At 39.8% G+C, this 17,306-nt stretch carries 15 protein-coding genes; 9 read left to right on the top strand and 6 right to left on the bottom strand.

The genetic code is table 11. From position 1 onward, the window contains the following. Nucleotides 1-37 precede the first annotated feature (37 nt). The gene (locus M3600_RS25800; protein WP_233313713.1) at nt 38-451 is read left to right on the top strand and encodes a hypothetical protein; all 414 of its coding nucleotides are present in this window, start codon (nt 38-40) and stop codon (nt 449-451) included. Between the two features lie 26 nt (nt 452-477). Here M3600_RS25800 and M3600_RS25795 read toward each other — a convergent pair whose 3' ends face one another. Next, nucleotides 478-1,455, bottom strand: coding sequence for a cation diffusion facilitator family transporter (locus M3600_RS25795; RefSeq protein ID WP_233313714.1), 978 nt, complete (start codon nt 1,453-1,455; stop codon nt 478-480). Between the two features lie 228 nt (nt 1,456-1,683). Then, nucleotides 1,684-1,851, bottom strand: a complete 168-nt coding sequence (locus tag M3600_RS25790; RefSeq protein ID WP_233313715.1) for a hypothetical protein — start codon at nt 1,849-1,851, stop codon at nt 1,684-1,686. A 249-nt stretch (nt 1,852-2,100) separates the two neighbouring features. Here M3600_RS25790 and M3600_RS25785 point away from each other — a divergent pair, with 249 nt between their 5' ends. After that, entirely contained in the window at nt 2,101-3,744 is a 1,644-nt protein-coding gene (locus M3600_RS25785) for a copper resistance protein CopC (protein ID WP_251648076.1), read from the top strand. A 155-nt stretch (nt 3,745-3,899) separates the two neighbouring features. Here the strand turns inward: M3600_RS25785 and M3600_RS25780 are convergent, their stop codons facing one another. Beyond that, a complete protein-coding gene (locus tag M3600_RS25780; protein WP_251648075.1) occupies nt 3,900-4,472 on the bottom strand; it encodes a biotin transporter BioY in 573 nt (190 codons plus the stop codon). A 173-nt stretch (nt 4,473-4,645) separates the two neighbouring features. Here M3600_RS25780 and M3600_RS25775 point away from each other — a divergent pair, with 173 nt between their 5' ends. Continuing rightward, entirely contained in the window at nt 4,646-4,975 is a 330-nt protein-coding gene (locus M3600_RS25775) for a DUF3889 domain-containing protein (RefSeq protein WP_233313718.1), read from the top strand. 56 nt (nt 4,976-5,031) lie between these two features. Here M3600_RS25775 and M3600_RS25770 read toward each other — a convergent pair whose 3' ends face one another. The 3 genes from M3600_RS25770 to M3600_RS25760 all read right to left on the bottom strand — a co-directional run bounded on the left by M3600_RS25770 (nt 5,032) and on the right by M3600_RS25760 (nt 8,891). Beyond that, on the bottom strand, nt 5,032-6,387 hold the full coding sequence (locus M3600_RS25770) for a 6-phospho-alpha-glucosidase (RefSeq protein WP_233313719.1): 1,356 nt from the start codon (nt 6,385-6,387) through the stop codon (nt 5,032-5,034). A gap of 1 nt (nt 6,388) precedes the next feature. Beyond that, nucleotides 6,389-7,954 (bottom strand): PTS transporter subunit EIIC, encoded by a 1,566-nt coding sequence (locus M3600_RS25765; protein WP_251648073.1) that lies wholly within the window; start codon nt 7,952-7,954, stop codon nt 6,389-6,391. 136 nt (nt 7,955-8,090) lie between these two features. Beyond that, a complete protein-coding gene (locus M3600_RS25760) occupies nt 8,091-8,891 on the bottom strand; it encodes a MurR/RpiR family transcriptional regulator (RefSeq protein WP_233313721.1) in 801 nt (266 codons plus the stop codon). Between the two features lie 240 nt (nt 8,892-9,131). On the opposite strand from M3600_RS25760, the gene M3600_RS25755 reads away from it, so the two are divergent. The 6 genes from M3600_RS25755 to M3600_RS25730 all read left to right on the top strand — a co-directional run bounded on the left by M3600_RS25755 (nt 9,132) and on the right by M3600_RS25730 (nt 17,094). Continuing rightward, nucleotides 9,132-10,181: an LLM class flavin-dependent oxidoreductase gene (locus M3600_RS25755; RefSeq protein ID WP_251648072.1), complete on the top strand. Its 1,050-nt coding sequence runs from the start codon at nt 9,132-9,134 to the stop codon at nt 10,179-10,181. Between the two features lie 270 nt (nt 10,182-10,451). After that, nucleotides 10,452-11,174, top strand: coding sequence for a (Fe-S)-binding protein (locus M3600_RS25750; RefSeq protein ID WP_233314746.1), 723 nt, complete (start codon nt 10,452-10,454; stop codon nt 11,172-11,174). Between the two features lies 1 nt (nt 11,175). Then, nucleotides 11,176-12,615: a LutB/LldF family L-lactate oxidation iron-sulfur protein gene (locus M3600_RS25745; RefSeq protein WP_237941495.1), complete on the top strand. Its 1,440-nt coding sequence runs from the start codon at nt 11,176-11,178 to the stop codon at nt 12,613-12,615. After that, complete coding sequence (locus tag M3600_RS25740; RefSeq protein WP_233314747.1) at nt 12,602-13,321, top strand: LutC/YkgG family protein; 720 nt, start codon at nt 12,602-12,604, stop codon at nt 13,319-13,321. The genes M3600_RS25745 and M3600_RS25740 overlap by 14 nt, the downstream gene beginning before the upstream one ends. Before the next feature lie 88 nt (nt 13,322-13,409). After that, the gene (locus M3600_RS25735; RefSeq protein ID WP_311315977.1) at nt 13,410-15,500 is read left to right on the top strand and encodes a bifunctional aldolase/short-chain dehydrogenase; all 2,091 of its coding nucleotides are present in this window, start codon (nt 13,410-13,412) and stop codon (nt 15,498-15,500) included. 352 nt (nt 15,501-15,852) lie between these two features. Further along, complete coding sequence (locus tag M3600_RS25730; RefSeq protein WP_233313725.1) at nt 15,853-17,094, top strand: SH3 domain-containing protein; 1,242 nt, start codon at nt 15,853-15,855, stop codon at nt 17,092-17,094. Nucleotides 17,095-17,306 lie beyond the last annotated feature (212 nt).

The following is a 17,306-nucleotide window of genomic DNA, read 5'->3' as shown; positions in this document are numbered from 1 at the left end:
TATCTTTCTTACATGTGCTATACATGGAGGTTTTTTTTTGAAAACGACAATGGTTCTAAAAAATGCTGATAAAATTAATCAAATATTAAAAGATATAGTTAGTGACTCTTTTAAAGAAATTGAAGGGGAAGAGGTCTTGCTGTGTATGGAATGCTGTGACGTTGATCTATTTGTGACAGTGGACTCCCACGAAGAACTCCTCGATGCGATTAAAGAGAACTTCGAGCTTGATGAGTTCGGTGAGGTGCTCGATAATGACCAGTTTATTGCATTAATGAAAGAGCTTGATGAATATTATGTGCAACTTCATATTGAATCTGGCTTTTATGACTATTTTCCAGCAGGAACTTATACTGTGAATGGTCAAGAAGAGGAAACGGAAACGGATATATTAGCTCCGAAAGGGATTTTTTACGCTCCATTTGAAGAGGCCGTAAAAGAGGATAAGTAAAAGAGGAAGGAGTTTCTTCCTCTTTTTTATGTAGTTTTTTGTTCATTGTCAGGTTCTTTCCATTTTAGAATGCCATCATCTTTATCGTACTCAATAATGACGTCTGATACCCCTTTTTCTTTAATAATCTGATCTTCAATCCGGTGTCGGATTAAATCAGCTTGTTCAACGGTTAATTTGCTATCGAGCTCAATGCTTAGCTCCACATGGAAATTCTCGCCTTCTTTATAAACAGAAACACCTTGAATGTCACGCACATCTGGATCAGCCATTGCAATAATGCCGATTCTGCCTTCCATTTCAGCATCACTTTCGCCAATTGCCCCAGCTGCGTTATCAAGAAATACTCGGCCAACTACAAAAAACATGAAAATCCCGATAATGATAGAGGCAAGCCCTTCTGCCTGATAGAATGGAGTGATTTGTGCGATAATAACAGCAGCCATCGCAAGTAGACCGCCGCCTGTTGCTACTAAATCTTCTAAAAACACGAGTTTTGTTGCTGGTTTTGCTTTTTTTAAATATAGAAAGCTGTCTTTAAATAGCCTTAAACCTCTAGAAGAGAGTCCTTCTTCGGCGACTATTTCTTTCATAGCTTTCATTAACACAAAGAACTCAAGTACAACAGCTAGAGCAAGTACGGAAATGTTGAGATAAAAACCCGTTGATTCTGTTGGATGGAAAAGATGATCAATTCCTTCACGAATGGTTTCATAGCTCATGATGCCTACAATCAGGACGGCAAATAACAACACGAGGTTAACCAATCTGCCGAAACCTCCTGGAAAGCGTTTGGTCGGTGCTTTTTTGCTTAAGGCGGAACCGATAAACACAAAAAATTGGTTTGCTGCATCTCCGAGTGAATGCATGGTTTCTGCAAACATAGCAACGTTTCCTGTCAGCCCGAAAGCTGTCCCCTTAATAGCAGCAATCACTGTATTAATGACTGTTGCGTAAAGTGCCGATTTATTTCCGTTCCTTAGCAACCCAATAAAATCTTTCATTTTTTAACCCTCTCCTTGATTGTTCCAAAACAGTATACAGCTGCAGTTGTTTTATAAATACATGATTCCCAATAATCTACATACAATGCAATCCATTAGTTATGGGATGTAAACTAAAAAGAAGTCTGCCTAATAAGACGACAGACTGTAATATTATGTAAGTTAATTCTTGAAAGTTATATTATGCTTCTCTACAAGAACATGAAACAAAAAGGATGGAACAGCACATTAGATCGCTTTTTCTACTGCAGCATTCCAATCAGGAAAATAATGAAGGGCATGCCTCATTAAATCTGGATGGCTTGTTTTTATTTTCTTTTTGTTCAATTGCTCTCCGTTAGAACGCAAACCTTGAATTGCAGTGATTACTTCATCAAGACTCATTGTCACTTCCATTAACTTGCCTCCTTCAGTAGATTATCTACATTATTGCCCCTTTTATTTTATTTAAACAAGGCAAGTTTATTTTATTTCCTTGGAAACCGCATGATATGTCATTTTAGACTACCGTTTGACACAGGCTGTTTAAAAATTTAGCTGCTTTTTGTTTGTCGCAACGTTTAGCAAACTATATAATAATAGGGGTTAAGTGCAAAACTGCACAAGTTAGGCCGTTTCAATTTAAAAGGGAGTGTAGGGACTAATATGAGAATTAAATATTTTTCTGGAGTATTTCTAGCATTTATGCTTCTGTTTATGATAAATGTGTCAAATGCTTCTGCACATGCCTATATCGTCAATTCAAATCCAAGTGAAAATGAAAGCTTGGACGAGGCACCGAAGAAAGCTTCTATTGAATACAATGAAAAAATACAGTCGGGTTTTGCTGTGTTTAATGTTACGAATTCAGCTGGTGAAAAAGTCGATAAAGGAAATGTGGAAGTAAACAATAAAACCTTGTCTGTAGATTTACAGGAAAATTTAAAAGATGATGTCTATACAATGGAATGGCGTGTCGTATCGGCAGATGGACATTCCATCTCCGGGCTCGTTCCATTCAGTATCGGTGAGCTGCCTGAAGGTGTTGAGCTTCCAAAACAGCAATATACAGCAGATACAAGCAGTATGGTGAGTGTTTCGATTAATAAAGTATTTTTATACACTGGATTGTCTGTCTTTATGGGACTTGTTCTATTTTATCTTGTTTGGTTCAGACCTGATGCACTTGAACAAAAGGTCAGAATCAGATCAAAACGAGTTGCTGCAGCTGGTTTGACTCTGATTGGAATTAGCTTACTGTCCTTTATTATCATTCAGACACAAGTAAATGCAGGTGTATCCTTCTTCCGGGCATGGAGTCCGTCCTTGCTGATTGAGACACTGAAAAGCACAAAAGAAGGAACTATTTGGGCTATTCAAATGCTTCTGTACATAGTGCTGCTGCTTGCTGTAATCTATGTGTTTAAAAAAGGCGAGTTATTAAAAAGAAGGCTATGGATTTTGCCGTTAATCAGTTTTATAGGAATTGTTGTCTGCAAAGCTTTTATTGGACACCCATCGAGTTCTCCATATGAAACTGTCGCGATTCTGATGGACTTTTTCCATCTTACAGCAGCTTCGATTTGGCTTGGTGGGATTATCGTCACCATCTTTCTCTTGAAGGAAGGGATTTTTGCAAAAGAAGGGCAGCAGCATGATGTGTACTGGAATACACTTCAGTCCTATTCTCTGTGGGCCTTGTTCACAGTAGCAGTTCTTGCTATTTCAGGGGCTGTTAACGGCTCCTTGCTCATCCCAGATTTTCATTCACTAGTAAGCACGACATACGGGATCACCTTGCTAGTGAAAATTGGCATTTTTGTATTAATGATCGGATTCGGGGCTTATCATCTTGTCAGCAGAACCTTGCTTTCCCGCCAGAAATTTTATAAAAAGACAATCATAATAGAAATGGTCCTTGGTGTGCTCCTGCTTGTTATCACAAGCGTCTTTACACAATTGCAAACACCGACACTGCCGATTGATCAACCTTTTTATGGAGAAGCAGAAATTGATTATAATGAGAACTTGAGTCTGACTGTCTCCCCAAAGAAAACAGGAATACAAAATCAGTATGAAGTAACTCTATTTGATAATGACAGAGATCCGTTAGAGGATCCTGAACAGATTACAATCGAATTAAAGCAGGGAGACCAGGAAACTTCCTTCGCTCTTGAAAAGGCAGAAGACGGGAAATACACATCTAATAATCTTCAGCTCAATAAACCTGGGAAATGGGAAGTGACCGTTCATCTGTTGTTTAAAAACTTGGACAGCTATGACATTCCGTTTGAATTTAATGTTAGATAGCTTGTTAGAGAAATAATTATTTCTTGGGAAAGCGCAAGAAATGACAGAATTCTCATGTTAAGTCGCTTTTGCAGAGTTTCTGTCGAAAGAGAAACATATGTTTGTAAAGAAGAAAAGCCGTGCCTTTAGTAAACTGAAAGGCACGGCTTTTCTATTTAATGGATTTTTAAGCTGCTTCTTTTGAAATAAGCGTTGTTTAACCGGTAAGCAATGATTCCTGCCACTGCGGTAAAGATAATATCTTTTATTAGCGGTATGAGCATCCAGCTCCATGCAACAGCATAGGAGAAGCTGTCAGGCGCTTGCGCCCACCATTTATAGGAAAAATACATCCAGTTCGTGCCGAAAAGATAGTTAAGGATTAACCCGACAAAGCTGCTAATAATGAATCCAGCTAATGAGCTGTTTTTTTCGCGAATCCAGCCAACTGTAAAGGCAAGTAAGATATAGCTGAGAATGAAGCCGAATGTTGGACTAATAAGGATTCTTAAGCCGCCTGAAAGCCCGGAAAATATCGGAAATCCGGCAAGACCAATCAGCATATAGCATAGCATGGCGACAGCTCCGAGTCTTTTGCCTAATAATAAACCGGCCATAATCGCAAAGAATGTTTGCAAGGTGATAGGTACGCCTCCGATTACTAGGAAGCTCGTTACATTTGCACCAATTGCCATCAATGCCACAAACAAAGCTACCATTGTAATATCAATCGCTCTCCATTTTTTCATAAGAATCATCCTTTATAAATTATGTATATTGACTAAAATTTACTATAAAGGGAGATTGTATATATGTCAACCTATTTTATTTTTTAGTTAACCTATTTAATTAGATGAACATACATAAAGCTTGCTGGATTGTTTCATACTACTAATAAACTAAAGCAGAAAGGAGAATACCCATGCAAAAAATGATCAAAAGCATTATTGGTATAACATTACTCAGTTGTTTATTTTCATTTCATACGCAGGCAGCCCCAGCAGAAAAAGAGCTCCCATCTTATGTGAAATGGGGCCAGATAGCGATGACAAAGACAAAGGAAAAGTATCCGAACAGTGAGATTATTGACTATAAACATATCGGAAAAGATACGCAAAAAAGCACTTCAATTGAAAAGTTCAAGTTAATTGTAAAGCAGCAAGATAAGAAAGTAGGAGTCATGGTTAATTTGACGTTTGACACAAGAACAGAAAGATTGATCAATGTGGACTTGAAAGAAGAGGCTCCATAAGTGAATAAACTAATAAACTCCACTAGGTCTCTAGTGGAGTTTATGGAAAGAAGATTTTACACTAGTAAGCCTTCTTTATATTCTTTTTTTAATGTTGGCCAAAAGTCTTTATTTGCCTCAATTAAATCGTCCAGTACTGCTTTAGCTGTTTGGGCAGACGGAAGTGTTTTATTTAGCGTAAACGCTTGAAGGGCTTTTTCGTATGACCCTTCGATTATTGCTTCTACAAGAATCTTCTCAGAAGCGAGCTGCTGTTCAATCATCGCTTTATAGAAGTATGGTATGTCCCCGACAAATTCCGGCTTAGGTCCGTCTGCTGTAATGAATGCAGGTACTTCTATCATTGCATCTTGTGGCAGGTTTGGAATGGTGCCATTATTTTCTGTCATAACTAAATAGCGTTTACCAAGATCTTGAGCGATTGATACGGTCACATCCACAATGAATGTCCCATGTACACCAACTGCAAAGGAATCCTCTAAAATGCCAGTTTCCTGAAATTTATCAACTGTTTCAAATAATGTTTTTTCTCTGCCGTCCATTACTTCATTAGCCCTTGTGTAGTCTTTGTTGGATGTTTCTACAATATGATCCGGGAACAAATAGTATTGCAAGTATGGGTTTGGCAAATATTCAGGGAAATGATCCATTATCAATTTAATATTCTTAAATGTTTTAATCCAAGATGAATCTGCATGACGGTAGTCAATTTTAGAAACATCCTCCGTTAATAATCCATGTTTATAAACATGCTCTCTCACTTCATTCAGTCGCTCCACACCGTCCACTTTAATAGAAGTGAACCAGCCGAAATGGTTTAAGCCGAAGTAGTCGACAACAAGCTCTTCCCGTTCCACACCAAGGATTGCTGCTATATTGCGCATTGTAGCAACTGGCATGTCACAAATATTTAGGACTCTTGCTTTCGGGCGAAGCTTGCGAACACCTTCTGCCACAATGGAAGCAGGATTCGAATAGTTAACAATCCATGCTGTTTCTTTCGCGTACTGCTCTACATAATCAATAAGCTCAATCATTGGAGAAATGGTTCTTAAACCGTATGCTAAACCTCCAGGTCCGCATGTTTCTTGACCGACTACATTGTGAGAAAGTGGGATTTTTTCATCGAGCTCACGCATCGCATATTTTCCGACCCTCATTTGAGCAAAAACAAAGTCTGCATTTTCGAATGCTGTTTTCGGATCTGTCGTTTCTGTAACAACGATAGAGTCCGTATACTCTGCAATAACAGCCTTTGCAGCAACCACCACTTTTGCTTGTCTTTGGCCATCAATGTCATAGAAGCGTATTTCTGATAGAGGCAAATCTTCCAGTCTGTCCATTAAACTTCTAATAATGCCTGGTGTATAAGTGCTTCCTCCGCCTGCAACTGCTAAGATATATTTTTTCATGTTATAATCCTCCTAATTGTTGGTCTACTTGGTCACGTACACTCTTCACATTCAATCCATATACAACTTGCACATTGTTGCCAGATTTAATAATTCCTTTTGAGCCTGTTTCCTTTAGAACTTGTTCATTGACTGCATCTGGGTCTTTTAAAATCAAGCGCAGCCTCGTATAGCAATTATCTACATTTTCTATATTTTCACTGCCTCCAAGCGCTCCAATAATAGTAGCACCTAGTGCAGTAGGGGAGCTGTTTTGTCCAGGTGTTTGCAATGTTTCTGCTTGTTTTATGTTTTCTGAAGCAGATTCTTCTTCTTCACGTCCAGGTGTTTTTAAATTTAATTTCAGGATTAGGAAGCGGAAGATGATGAAATATAAAGCAGCCATCAGTAAGCCTGTTAAGATGAACATTGGCCAGTTTGACTTCGTAGTTCCTAACGGAAGATTGTACAGCAGGAAGTCAATGAATCCGTTTGCACCAATTGCATGGACACCGAATAAGCTAAGCAGCATCATGCCTGTACCTGTTAATACTGCATGAACAACGAACAGGATAGGTGCTGTGAACAGGAATGCGAATTCAAGCGGCTCTGTCACACCTAATAAGAAGGATGTGAATGCTGCAGGGAAGAGAATCGCTTTTGCCATTTTCTTTTTCTTTTTATCTGCAGTCATATACATCGCAAGGGCTGCACCCATTAGGCCAAACATTTTACTAAGACCACGAGCATCCCAGTTAACTGTACTGCTTAATACTTCAATAGTGGGATCAGCCATTTCGGCAAAATAAATGTTTCGCGCACCATAGATGATCTCTGAGCCGATATGGGCAATACCGCCAAGCTCTGTATAAAGAAACGGTGTATAAACAAGGTGATGCAGTCCTGTCGGGATAAGAATTCTTTCCAGAAAACCATATACAAGGAGACCGAAAACACCAAGATTTTTGATGCCGCTAGCAAGTGTTGTGATTGCACTTTGTGCGAATGGCCAAAACTCTGCAGCCAGCGCACCTAGTATCATCGCACTAGGAATGGCGAGAATTGCAACAAAGCGGTGGCCGGAGTAGATAGCAAATACACCTTTAAATTCGATGTCACAATATTTGTTATGCAATATTCCGACAAGGGCCCCAAGCATAATGCCGGAGAAAACACCCATTTCAAGCACTTGCACATTCAGCACCATTGCTTGTCCAGCTGATTGCATGGATTCTAGCGGCACAAGCCGTCCCGTGAGATTTAAGACTTGATGCATGGCATTAATAAAGATGACGAAAGTAACTAGTCCTGTTAAGGCAGCATAGCCTTTATCTTTTTTTGCCAGCCCGATCGGAATACCGACAGCAAATATTAATGCCAAGTTCTGCAGGATAGAAACAGCAGAAGCAGAAATAAACTTGCCTGTATTTTGAATAATAGGTATCTCTAAAAATGAAATGTATTGTGCAAGATTTCCATTTCCAAACACATTGCCAAAAGCGATAAAAAGTCCGATAATCGGCAGTAACAATATTGGTGCAAATAATGATTTTCCAAAGGCTTGGAGACCATTCACCATTCTTTTCATATATGATCCTCCTTATGTGCGAAAGCGTTATCAACTTATAATTAAAGTATAGCGGCATGCCGTATCCTTTGAAAGGGTATTCAAGCCATCTGTACTTTGTCTTTCAATCATGTAACATGTTACATTCTTAAGTATTTTAATATTCAGTGATAATGCCTTTTTTAACAGCAAGTGCTAAAAGCAGGTCAATGAGCATGAACATATTCGACTCATAGGAAGTAACTTCAAATTCCTGCTGTGATTCTATCGTCGGATCAAGAACAGTAAAAACGATATCGGCAATATTAGCAGTAGCACTTTTGCTGTTCCCAGTAAATAGAATCGTTGTTAATCCTCTTTCTTTAGCAATCTCCACCTTCTCGACGACTTTCGCCGTGTTTCCAGAGCGGGAAAAGATAATAAGCAGCCTGTATTTTTCAATATTGTTGAGAAATATCGCCCTGCTGTCACTAGTTGATGAATTCGATACATAATAACCGAACAGCTCCAGTTTTTTTGCTAAGTAATTGGCGAATAATGTTGAAAAGCCTGCTCCATAGAAATAAATCATGTTATTTTCGTTGATGACAGATAAAAATCGCTCAATGCTCTTTTCATTTAATGAATCAAACGTTTGTTCAAAATGCTGTTTAAATGTATTTACTGCTTCTGTTAAAGGCTGATGAATGTCTTCTATGTATTCAGCATCAATGTCTACAAGCTTTGCTGCCTTTAAATTCAAATGATAAATAAATTCGCTATAGCCGCTAAACCCCAGTTTTTTACAAAGCCTGATAATCGTTGTAGTCGACACAAATAATTCAAGTGCTGCAGCGCGGATGCTCAGTGTTTCGTTCTCTAATTTTTTTCGGATTAAAAACAGAAGGATTTCATTCTCTGCTTCTGTTAAATGTCTTTCATTAGCATAATCAAAGTAAAGATGATCAATATTTTTCACGAATAAATCATTCCTCATATAAAGTTTTATATATGTATCTTATCAATAGCTGTACTAAATAAAATAGTCTAAATCTGCAAAATGCGCTTCTGTTTATTGTTCACCAATACAGCAGATATTTTGTATACGTTTATCTCCACATGAATAGGTCAAAATAGTTGAATAAGCATATGTATATTGATTTAATAAGAAAGAAAAGAATTTGTAGGAAAAACAAGTGAAATTTTTGGGGGCAATTACATGGAAATTGGAATAAGTACGTTCGTAGAAACAACACCAGATACGAACACTGGCAAAACAATCTCGCATGCAGAGCGGATCAGAGAAGTTGTGGAAGAAATCGTTCTTGCTGACAAGGTAGGATTAGATATTTTTGGTGTAGGAGAGCATCACAGAAAAGACTATGCGGCATCATCACCAGCTGTTATTCTTGCAGCTGCAGCAGCACAAACAAATAATATTAGGCTGACAAGTGCGGTAACTGTGTTGTCTTCGGCAGATCCTGTGAGAGTATATCAGGATTTTGCCACACTTGACGGAATTTCAAACGGAAGAGCAGAAATAATGGCTGGAAGAGGTTCGTTCATTGAATCATTCCCGCTGTTTGGCAACGATTTGCAGGATTATGATGAGCTTTTTGACGAGAAGCTTGATTTACTGTTAAAGCTTCAATCGTCTGAAATGGTAACATGGAGCGGCAAGTATCGACCTGCTATTAATAATAGAGGCGTATATCCAAGACCTGTTCAAGATCCGCTGCCGATTTGGATAGGAAGCGGCGGTAATGCGGAATCCGCTGTAAGGGCCGGTATTTTGGGTCTGCCGTTATGTTTAGCAATAATTGGTGGGAGCCCAGTGCAAATTGCACCATTAGTGCAGCTGTATAAGCGAGCAGCAGCACAGGCTGGTCATGATCCAGCTCGGCTTCCAGTTGCATCCCATTCGCATGGGTTCGTAGCGGAAACAACGGAAACAGCAGCTGATAAATTCTTCCCGTCTACAGCTCAGGCAATGAATGTCCTTGGTAAGGAAAGAGGCTGGGGGCCATACAGCAGGGCAAGCTTTGATGCGGCTAGAAGCTTTGAGGGCGCACTATATGTCGGCGATCCTCGCACAGTTGCAGATAAAATCATCCATCTTCGCAAACATGTCGGTGTAACTAGATTTATGCTTCATGTACCTGTCGGCAGTATGCCACATGAAGACGTTATGAAAGCAATTGAGCTGCTTGGCAAGGAAGTTGCACCAATTGTCCGCAAAGAAGTAGCGGATTGGGAAAAAACACTATAAGAAATATGCAAACCTGCAAATAAGTTTGGAAACAAACTGTTTGCAGGTTTTTTTATGGCTGATTTTTCTGCAGCTATCATAATAATTAACGAGTGCATATAGCGATAGTGTTTGAAATCCAAATAAAACAAACTAAAAACAACAATACAAACATATTATTTTGTAAAAATACAAAAAAACAAATAAAAACAGATGAAAAAACAAGATGTTGGTAGTATAATAGAAACATAATAAAAAGAAAAGGCTTACAAGAAAGGGTTTGGAGATATGATGAAAGTCTCAATATTTATAACTTGTTTAGCAGACATGTTTTATTCCAATGTCGGAAAAAGCACGGTGGAATTATTGGAGAAGCTTGGTTGTGAAGTCGATTTTCCTGAGCAGCAGACATGCTGCGGCCAAGTTTCCTTTAACAGCGGTTATCACAAAGAAACAAAGGAAGTCGCCAAGCATATGATTAAGGTATTTGAAGCTTCAGAGTATGTTGTCGCTCCATCTGGCTCCTGTGTGGCCATGCTTCATGAATACCCGCACTTATTAAAAGACGAAAAAGAATGGAAGGAAAGAGCAGATAAACTCGCAGCCAAATCCTATGAGCTGACGCAATTTATTGTGGAGGTTTTAAAAGTTGAGGATGTCAAGGCAAGCCTGCCGGCGTGTGCTACTTATCATAAATCATGCCATATGACGAGGCTGCTCGGAGTAAAGGATGCACCAAGCAAGCTACTTTCACAGGTTGACGGCTTAACAGTTAATCCTCTTCCAAACAGTGAAAATTGCTGCGGCTTTGGCGGCACGTTCTCTGTTAAGATGGGGCCAATTTCCGAACAAATGGTGCAGGAAAAAGTTGAATCGGTTGAAGCAGCCAATGCAGATGTGCTGATTGGTGCTGATTGCGGCTGTTTAATGAATATTGGCGGTTATATCAACAGACAAGGTAAACAAATAAAAGTGATGCATATAGCAGAAGTTCTAAATAGTGAGGTGAAATAATATGCCAATGAAAATAGGAGATCAGCCATTTTTCGGAAGAGTAAAGGATGGTTTGGAAGACAGCTTTATGCGCTCTGCTGTTACTTCCGCACAAGAGAGAATGCAAGGCAAGCGGCTTGCAGCAGTGGAGGAGCTTGGAGACTGGGAGGAATGGCGCAAGCTTGGAGAGGAAATCCGCACACATACGCTGGAGAATCTGGACTACTATTTAGAAAAACTCAGTGAAAATACAGCTAAAAGAGGCGGCCATGTGTTTTTTGCTAAAACAAAGGAAGAAGCAAACGATTATATTAAAAGCGTTGTTGAAAAAAAACAAGCAAAAAAAATCGTGAAGTCTAAATCGATGGTAACAGAAGAAATCAATTTAAACGAAACACTAGAGGCTGCCGGATGTGAAGTGATAGAAACCGATTTGGGAGAATATATCCTCCAGCTGGATGACCATGATCCGCCATCCCATATTGTCGTGCCAGCACTGCATAAAAATAAAGAACAAATCAGAGATACGTTTAAGGAAAAGAAAGGCTACCAAAAAACAGAAATACCAGAAGAATTGGCATTGTTTGCGAGAGAACAGCTGCGCCAGGAATTTTTGACAGCAGATTTAGGGATAACAGGCTGTAATTTCGCTGTTGCTGATGCTGGCACAGTCTGTCTCGTCACTAATGAAGGGAATGCAGGACTAGTGACTGCACTTCCAAAAACACAAATCACTGTCATGGGAATGGAAAGAATTGTCCCGACATGGGAGGAGCTTGATATCCTTGTTTCCTTACTGTGCCGCAGCTCTGTCGGCCAAAAACTAACAAGCTATATCACAGGTCTAACTGGGCCGAAGGAAGAAGGCGATGTAGACGGACCAGAGGAATTTCACTTAGTTATCGTTGATAATGGCAGATCCAATATTCTTGGAACAGAATTCCAAAGTGCGCTCCATTGTATTAGATGTGCTGCATGTATTAATGTCTGCCCTGTTTATCGTCATATTGGCGGCCATTCGTATGGTTCCATTTATCCCGGTCCAATTGGAGCTGTTTTGACACCCTTGCTTGGAGGCTATGAAGAATATAAAGAACTGCCTTACGCCTCGTCCCTTTGTGCTGCTTGTACAGATGCTTGTCCAGTGAAAATACCCCTTCATGAATTGCTGATTAAGCATCGCCGCAAAATAGTGGAGGATGAAGGGAAGGCCCCGATGGCAGAAAAGCTGGCGATGAAAGGCTATGAGTTTGCTGTTAAACATCCGAGCATTTACCAGGCTGGCACAAAATCAGCTCCAGTTGCTCTCAAACCATTCACTAAGGATAACAGCATTAAAAGCGGGCCTGGTCCAGTTAAGCTTTGGACAGATACCCGCGACTTGCCGGCACCAAGCAAACAAAGATTCCGAGATTGGTATAAACAAAAAAGAAAACAGGAGGATCAGCATAATGGAGGGTAATGTCACAAATAAGGAATCATTTTTGGACCATATCGCCCAAAAGCTGAACCGGCCGAGAGGGCAAGCTATTAAAAAACCTGACTGGAACTATAAGCCCCAGCTGAATGTCCTGCAAAACGCCAATCAGGATGACTTGGCTGAAGTGCTGAAAAAGCAATGCGAAGTCATCCATACAGACTATATAGAGGCATCTGCTGATGAGGTTGCTGAAACAATGGAAAAGATCTTAAAAACTAATCAATTGCGTTCAGTAATTACATATGATGACCCCCGCTTTAATGAGTACGGCCTTAATGAAATCAAACAGAATGAATGGAAAGTAAACGGAATTAGCACTTATATTTGGGATAACACCAAAAAGCAAGAAAATATAAACGCTGCTGAAACAGCGGATGTTGGTATTACAATCAGCGACATGACATTGGCTGAATCAGGCACAGTACTGTTATTTTCCAACCGTAATAAAGGCAGATCTGTCAGCCTTCTGCCCAAAACCTTTATCGCAATCGTGCCAAAAAGCACGGTTGTGCCGCGAATGACACAGGCAGCAACAGCGATTGCCAAGCTTGTAGCGGATGGCGAGGATATTGCAAGCTGCATTGACTTTATCACAGGACCAAGCAACAGTGCTGACATTGAGCTTAATCTTATTGTTGGCGTCCATGGACCGATAAAAGCTACCTATATACTTGTAAAAGACAAATAAACAAAAATAAATAAAATAAAACAAAAGTATATACAAAATAAACAAAAGTGAGTTATAATAAAAACAGATAAAACAAACATAAATAAAGATAAAGCGGAGGAGAACAAAAATGGTGAAAAGCTTATGGCAAGAAGAAAAGGCAGCACAATTAGCTAGTGGACTTGATGAGTTAGTTTATCGCTCCAATTTAATCGGGACAGACCGGGCTGTCTGCAACTGGGGCGGCGGAAATACTTCCATGAAAACAACCGTAACAGATTTCAGAGGCCGTGAAGTTGAAGTGATGTGGGTAAAAGGAAGCGGCTCTGACTTAGCAACAATGAAAGCGCATAATTTTACAGGTTTGAAACTAGACGACATCACCCCGCTTATTGAAAAAGAAGAAATGCCAGATGAAGAGATGGTTGAATATTTGTCACACTGCATGATCGACAGCAAACATCCTCGTGCATCTATTGAAACATTATTGCATGCATTTTTGCCATTCAAGCATGTAGACCATACGCACCCTGATGCAATCATTAGCCTTTGCTGTGCAGATAACGGCAAGCAAATTGCTGAAGAAATTTACGGCAACCGCTTTGTTTGGGTTCCATACATTCGCCCTGGATTCACTTTATCTAAAATGATAGCAGAAGGGGTAAAAAACAATCCCAATGCTGAGCTAGTACTAATGGAAAAGCATGGTTTAGTTGTGTGGGGAGATACAGCTTCGGAAAGCTATGAAAAAACAATTTCTATCATTAATGAAGCAGAATCCTATATTAATAGTAAAATAAACGAATCACAAACATTCGGCGGCGCTAAATATGATTCACTGAGCGTGGAAGATGCTGAAGAGATTTTGGCTGCTGTTATGCCAGTTATCCGCGGAGCTGTTAGTGAAGAAAAGAAGATGCTGTTAACTTATGACAGAGGAGAAGACGTCCTTGAGTTTGTGAACAGCCATGATGCAAAAACATTGTCACAAGTCGGAGCAGCTTGTCCAGATCATTTAGTTCATACAAAAATGGTGCCATTATATGTAGAATGGGACCCAGCAACAAAGGATATCGCTGCATTGAAGGAAGCAGTGAAAGAGGGAATAGCAGCATTTAAAGAATCCTATACAGCTTATTTTGATAGAAATAAGAATGAAGGAGATCAAATATTTGAAACAGCACCCCGCGTTATTTTAATACCAGGAATCGGCATGGTTAACACAGGCAAAAACGTTGCTATGTCTAAAGTAAGCGGTGCCTTGTATCACAGAGCAATTTCTGTTATGAAAGGTGCAACAGCACTAGGAAACTTTGTGTCCTTGAATGAAAATGAATCCTTCAATGTGGAATATTGGCCATTAGAGCTGTATAAATTATCACTAGCACCTAAGGAAGCAGAATTTTCACGTAAAGTGGCATTCGTCACAGGCGGAGCTGGCGGAATCGGCAGTGAAACATGCAGGCTGCTCGCATCACAAGGCGCGCATGTTGTTCTGGCAGACTTGAACTTAGAAGGTGCAGAAAAGGTAGCCGCAGAAATCAATGAGACATATGGAGAAGAGCGTGCTATTGCAGTGAAAATGGATGTTACAAGTGAGGAAGCAGTACAAGCTGCCTACAAGCGGACAGCTCTTGCTTTTGGCGGTGTTGATATTATCGTTAATAATGCAGGCTTGGCAACTTCTAGCCCGTTTGATGAAACATCGTTAAAAGAGTGGAATTTAAATATGAATGTGCTTGGCACAGGGTATTTCCTTGTTGCAAGAGAAGCATTTAAACAAATGAAGGAACAGGCTCTAGGCGGAAGCATGGTATTCATCGGTTCGAAAAACTCCGTTTATGCAGGCAAAAACGCAGCTGCATACAGTGCAGTCAAGGCAATGGAAACACATCTTGCCCGCTGCATCGCTGCCGAAGGAGGAGAATATGGCATCCGCGTCAATTCAGTACTGCCTGATGCAGTCTTGCAAGGTTCTGCTATTTGGGGATCTAGCTGGCGTGAAGAAAGAGCGGCAGCCTACGGAATTGAACCAGATCAGCTTGATGAGCATTACCGTAAACGCACCACTTTACTCGTTAACATTTATCCGAAAGATATTGCAGAAGCTATCAGCTATTTTGCATCATCAAAAGCAGAGAAAACAACAGGCTGCATGATTACAGTCGACGGTGGAGTTCCAGCAGCATTTACAAGATAAATAAGAGAAGGAGGACAAAATTTGTCCTCCTGTTTTCTATTTTATAAGGAAAAAGCAGAGGGATTTTATGCGAATATAGAAAATAACCTTGTCATAGACAAAAAATATTAAAGATTAAAAATCAAGGATAATACTATGACAAAAGTATTACATTTTAACTGTTTTTTCACTAATTATGGAAGGAGATTGGGAGAATAATGTTTTTTTCGGCAAAACCTCGGGTAAATTGACAACGGGTTGGTAATCTTTGGGCAAATAGTTATAGGTTGGAATCCTCCATTTATCGCATATATTCTTTTTCCTAGATGTCTTAATATTATATTACAAAGAGTTATTGGGGGGCGTTTTATTCATGACAAGTTTAGTAGGAGCTGACGGCGAGCTTAAAGTCTTAAGGAGAAACAGACATACAGACAAACCTGTCTATACTACTAGAATGGAAAAGCGTGAATTAGAGAGAAATCTTCCAAGCTTAGATATAAGAGACGCTTGGAATATCAAATCCGTTCTGGAAAGCATTAAAGAAAGCTTTATGGAGCATGTGGCAAAGGTTAGGAAAATGGTGCAAGCAAGTCCGGCAAAACGGCTTGTAGTTACAGGGATTTTTACGGTTCTCTTTTCATTAGGCGCAAGTACTGCTTCTGCATGCATCCAGGAATATACATATGAAGTGAAAAAGAATGAAACAATTACAGAGATTGCAGCTACTCATGGCGTAACGGCAGAAGCGATTACAAATGTGAATGGCACTGTGTCCCAAGGGGATAAAATTTTGTTGCCAAAGGTGCAAGACAAAAAAGTAACAGCAACCGTGCTTAATATTCGTGCAAAGGCAACAACAGACAGCAGCATTATCGGCAAGCTGAAACAGGGGAATACGGTCAAAGTTTCATTTATTAAAAACGGCTGGGCCGGCATTCTTATTGATGGCCGTCTTGCCTATGTAAGCGCTGCTTATTTAGCAGATTCGGCTGTTAAGACATCGGAAACAACAATCAAGACAGTGACTAAATACGTGACAGCAGACTCTTTAAGGGTGAGGAGCGGCCCGTCTACAAAAGATGCTGTACTTGGCTCATTGAAAGAAGGAGCGAAAGTTACAGTGAAAGCAGACAAAAATGGCTGGTCCTCAATCGATTACAAAGGGAAAAAAGCCTATGTAAGCAGTGCTTACTTAGCAAATAAGACATCAGCGAGTGAAGCTGTCAAAAATACGGAAACTGCAAAGGATACAAAAACATATACTATTAAAAAGGGTGACACTTTTTATAAAATCAGCAAAAGTTATGGAATCTCTGTTTCCCTATTACAAGAAGCAAATCCGAATGTTGATCCAACTAAACTTCGAGTCGGCCAAGTTATTAACATACCTGCGATTACATCTTCTGACAGTCTCCTGAAGGTGGAGGCGACAATTGGCGGAATTAGTCCAGACGGCACCGTGCGTTTTATTACAAATGACGGCGTTACTTATGCTGCAAAGCCGGAAACAGATGGAATCCTCAACAGCCTTTATGAAAAGCAAGGGCAAAAGGCTACTTTAACTGTAAAGGCAAAAAGAGGGCAGCAGATGGTTATTACGGCGGTTAAGTAATCTAAAAGAATGCAGCAATTCCTTCCTATTAAATAAGTGCTTCTGTATATGAAAAGGATGATTTTATAAGCTGCCGCTTGGCAGCTTTTTTTAAAAGATAAGAAAGTATAAAAATTTGGGTCTACCACAGTCATTTAAGCTGTGGTATTTTCATTTTATGGAGACCAATATATTGAGAAGAATATTTTTTGATAAACACCAACATTGGGAAG

Source organism: Niallia sp. MER 6, from assembly GCF_023714395.1.
In the GTDB taxonomy this organism is placed as follows: Bacteria; Bacillota; Bacilli; order Bacillales; family Cytobacillaceae; genus Niallia.
The sequence above is the reverse complement of the archived record's forward strand: the minus strand, read 5'-3'. Positions and strand labels throughout refer to the sequence as shown.

Coding starts and splice junctions, on each gene's coding strand:
- M3600_RS25785 (WP_251648076.1), top strand. CDS start 2,101: ATGAGAATTAAATATTTTTCTGGAGTATTTCTAGCATTTATGCTTCTG.
- M3600_RS25780 (WP_251648075.1), bottom strand. CDS start 4,472: ATGAAAAAATGGAGAGCGATTGATATTACAATGGTAGCTTTGTTTGTG.
- M3600_RS25750 (WP_233314746.1), top strand. CDS start 10,452: ATGAAAGTCTCAATATTTATAACTTGTTTAGCAGACATGTTTTATTCC.
- M3600_RS25795 (WP_233313714.1), bottom strand. CDS start 1,455: ATGAAAGATTTTATTGGGTTGCTAAGGAACGGAAATAAATCGGCACTT.
- M3600_RS25755 (WP_251648072.1), top strand. CDS start 9,132: ATGGAAATTGGAATAAGTACGTTCGTAGAAACAACACCAGATACGAAC.
- M3600_RS25790 (WP_233313715.1), bottom strand. CDS start 1,851: ATGGAAGTGACAATGAGTCTTGATGAAGTAATCACTGCAATTCAAGGT.
- M3600_RS25765 (WP_251648073.1), bottom strand. CDS start 7,954: ATGAAAAGAATGGTGAATGGTCTCCAAGCCTTTGGAAAATCATTATTT.
- M3600_RS25745 (WP_237941495.1), top strand. CDS start 11,176: ATGCCAATGAAAATAGGAGATCAGCCATTTTTCGGAAGAGTAAAGGAT.
- M3600_RS25775 (WP_233313718.1), top strand. CDS start 4,646: ATGCAAAAAATGATCAAAAGCATTATTGGTATAACATTACTCAGTTGT.
- M3600_RS25770 (WP_233313719.1), bottom strand. CDS start 6,387: ATGAAAAAATATATCTTAGCAGTTGCAGGCGGAGGAAGCACTTATACA.
- M3600_RS25730 (WP_233313725.1), top strand. CDS start 15,853: ATGACAAGTTTAGTAGGAGCTGACGGCGAGCTTAAAGTCTTAAGGAGA.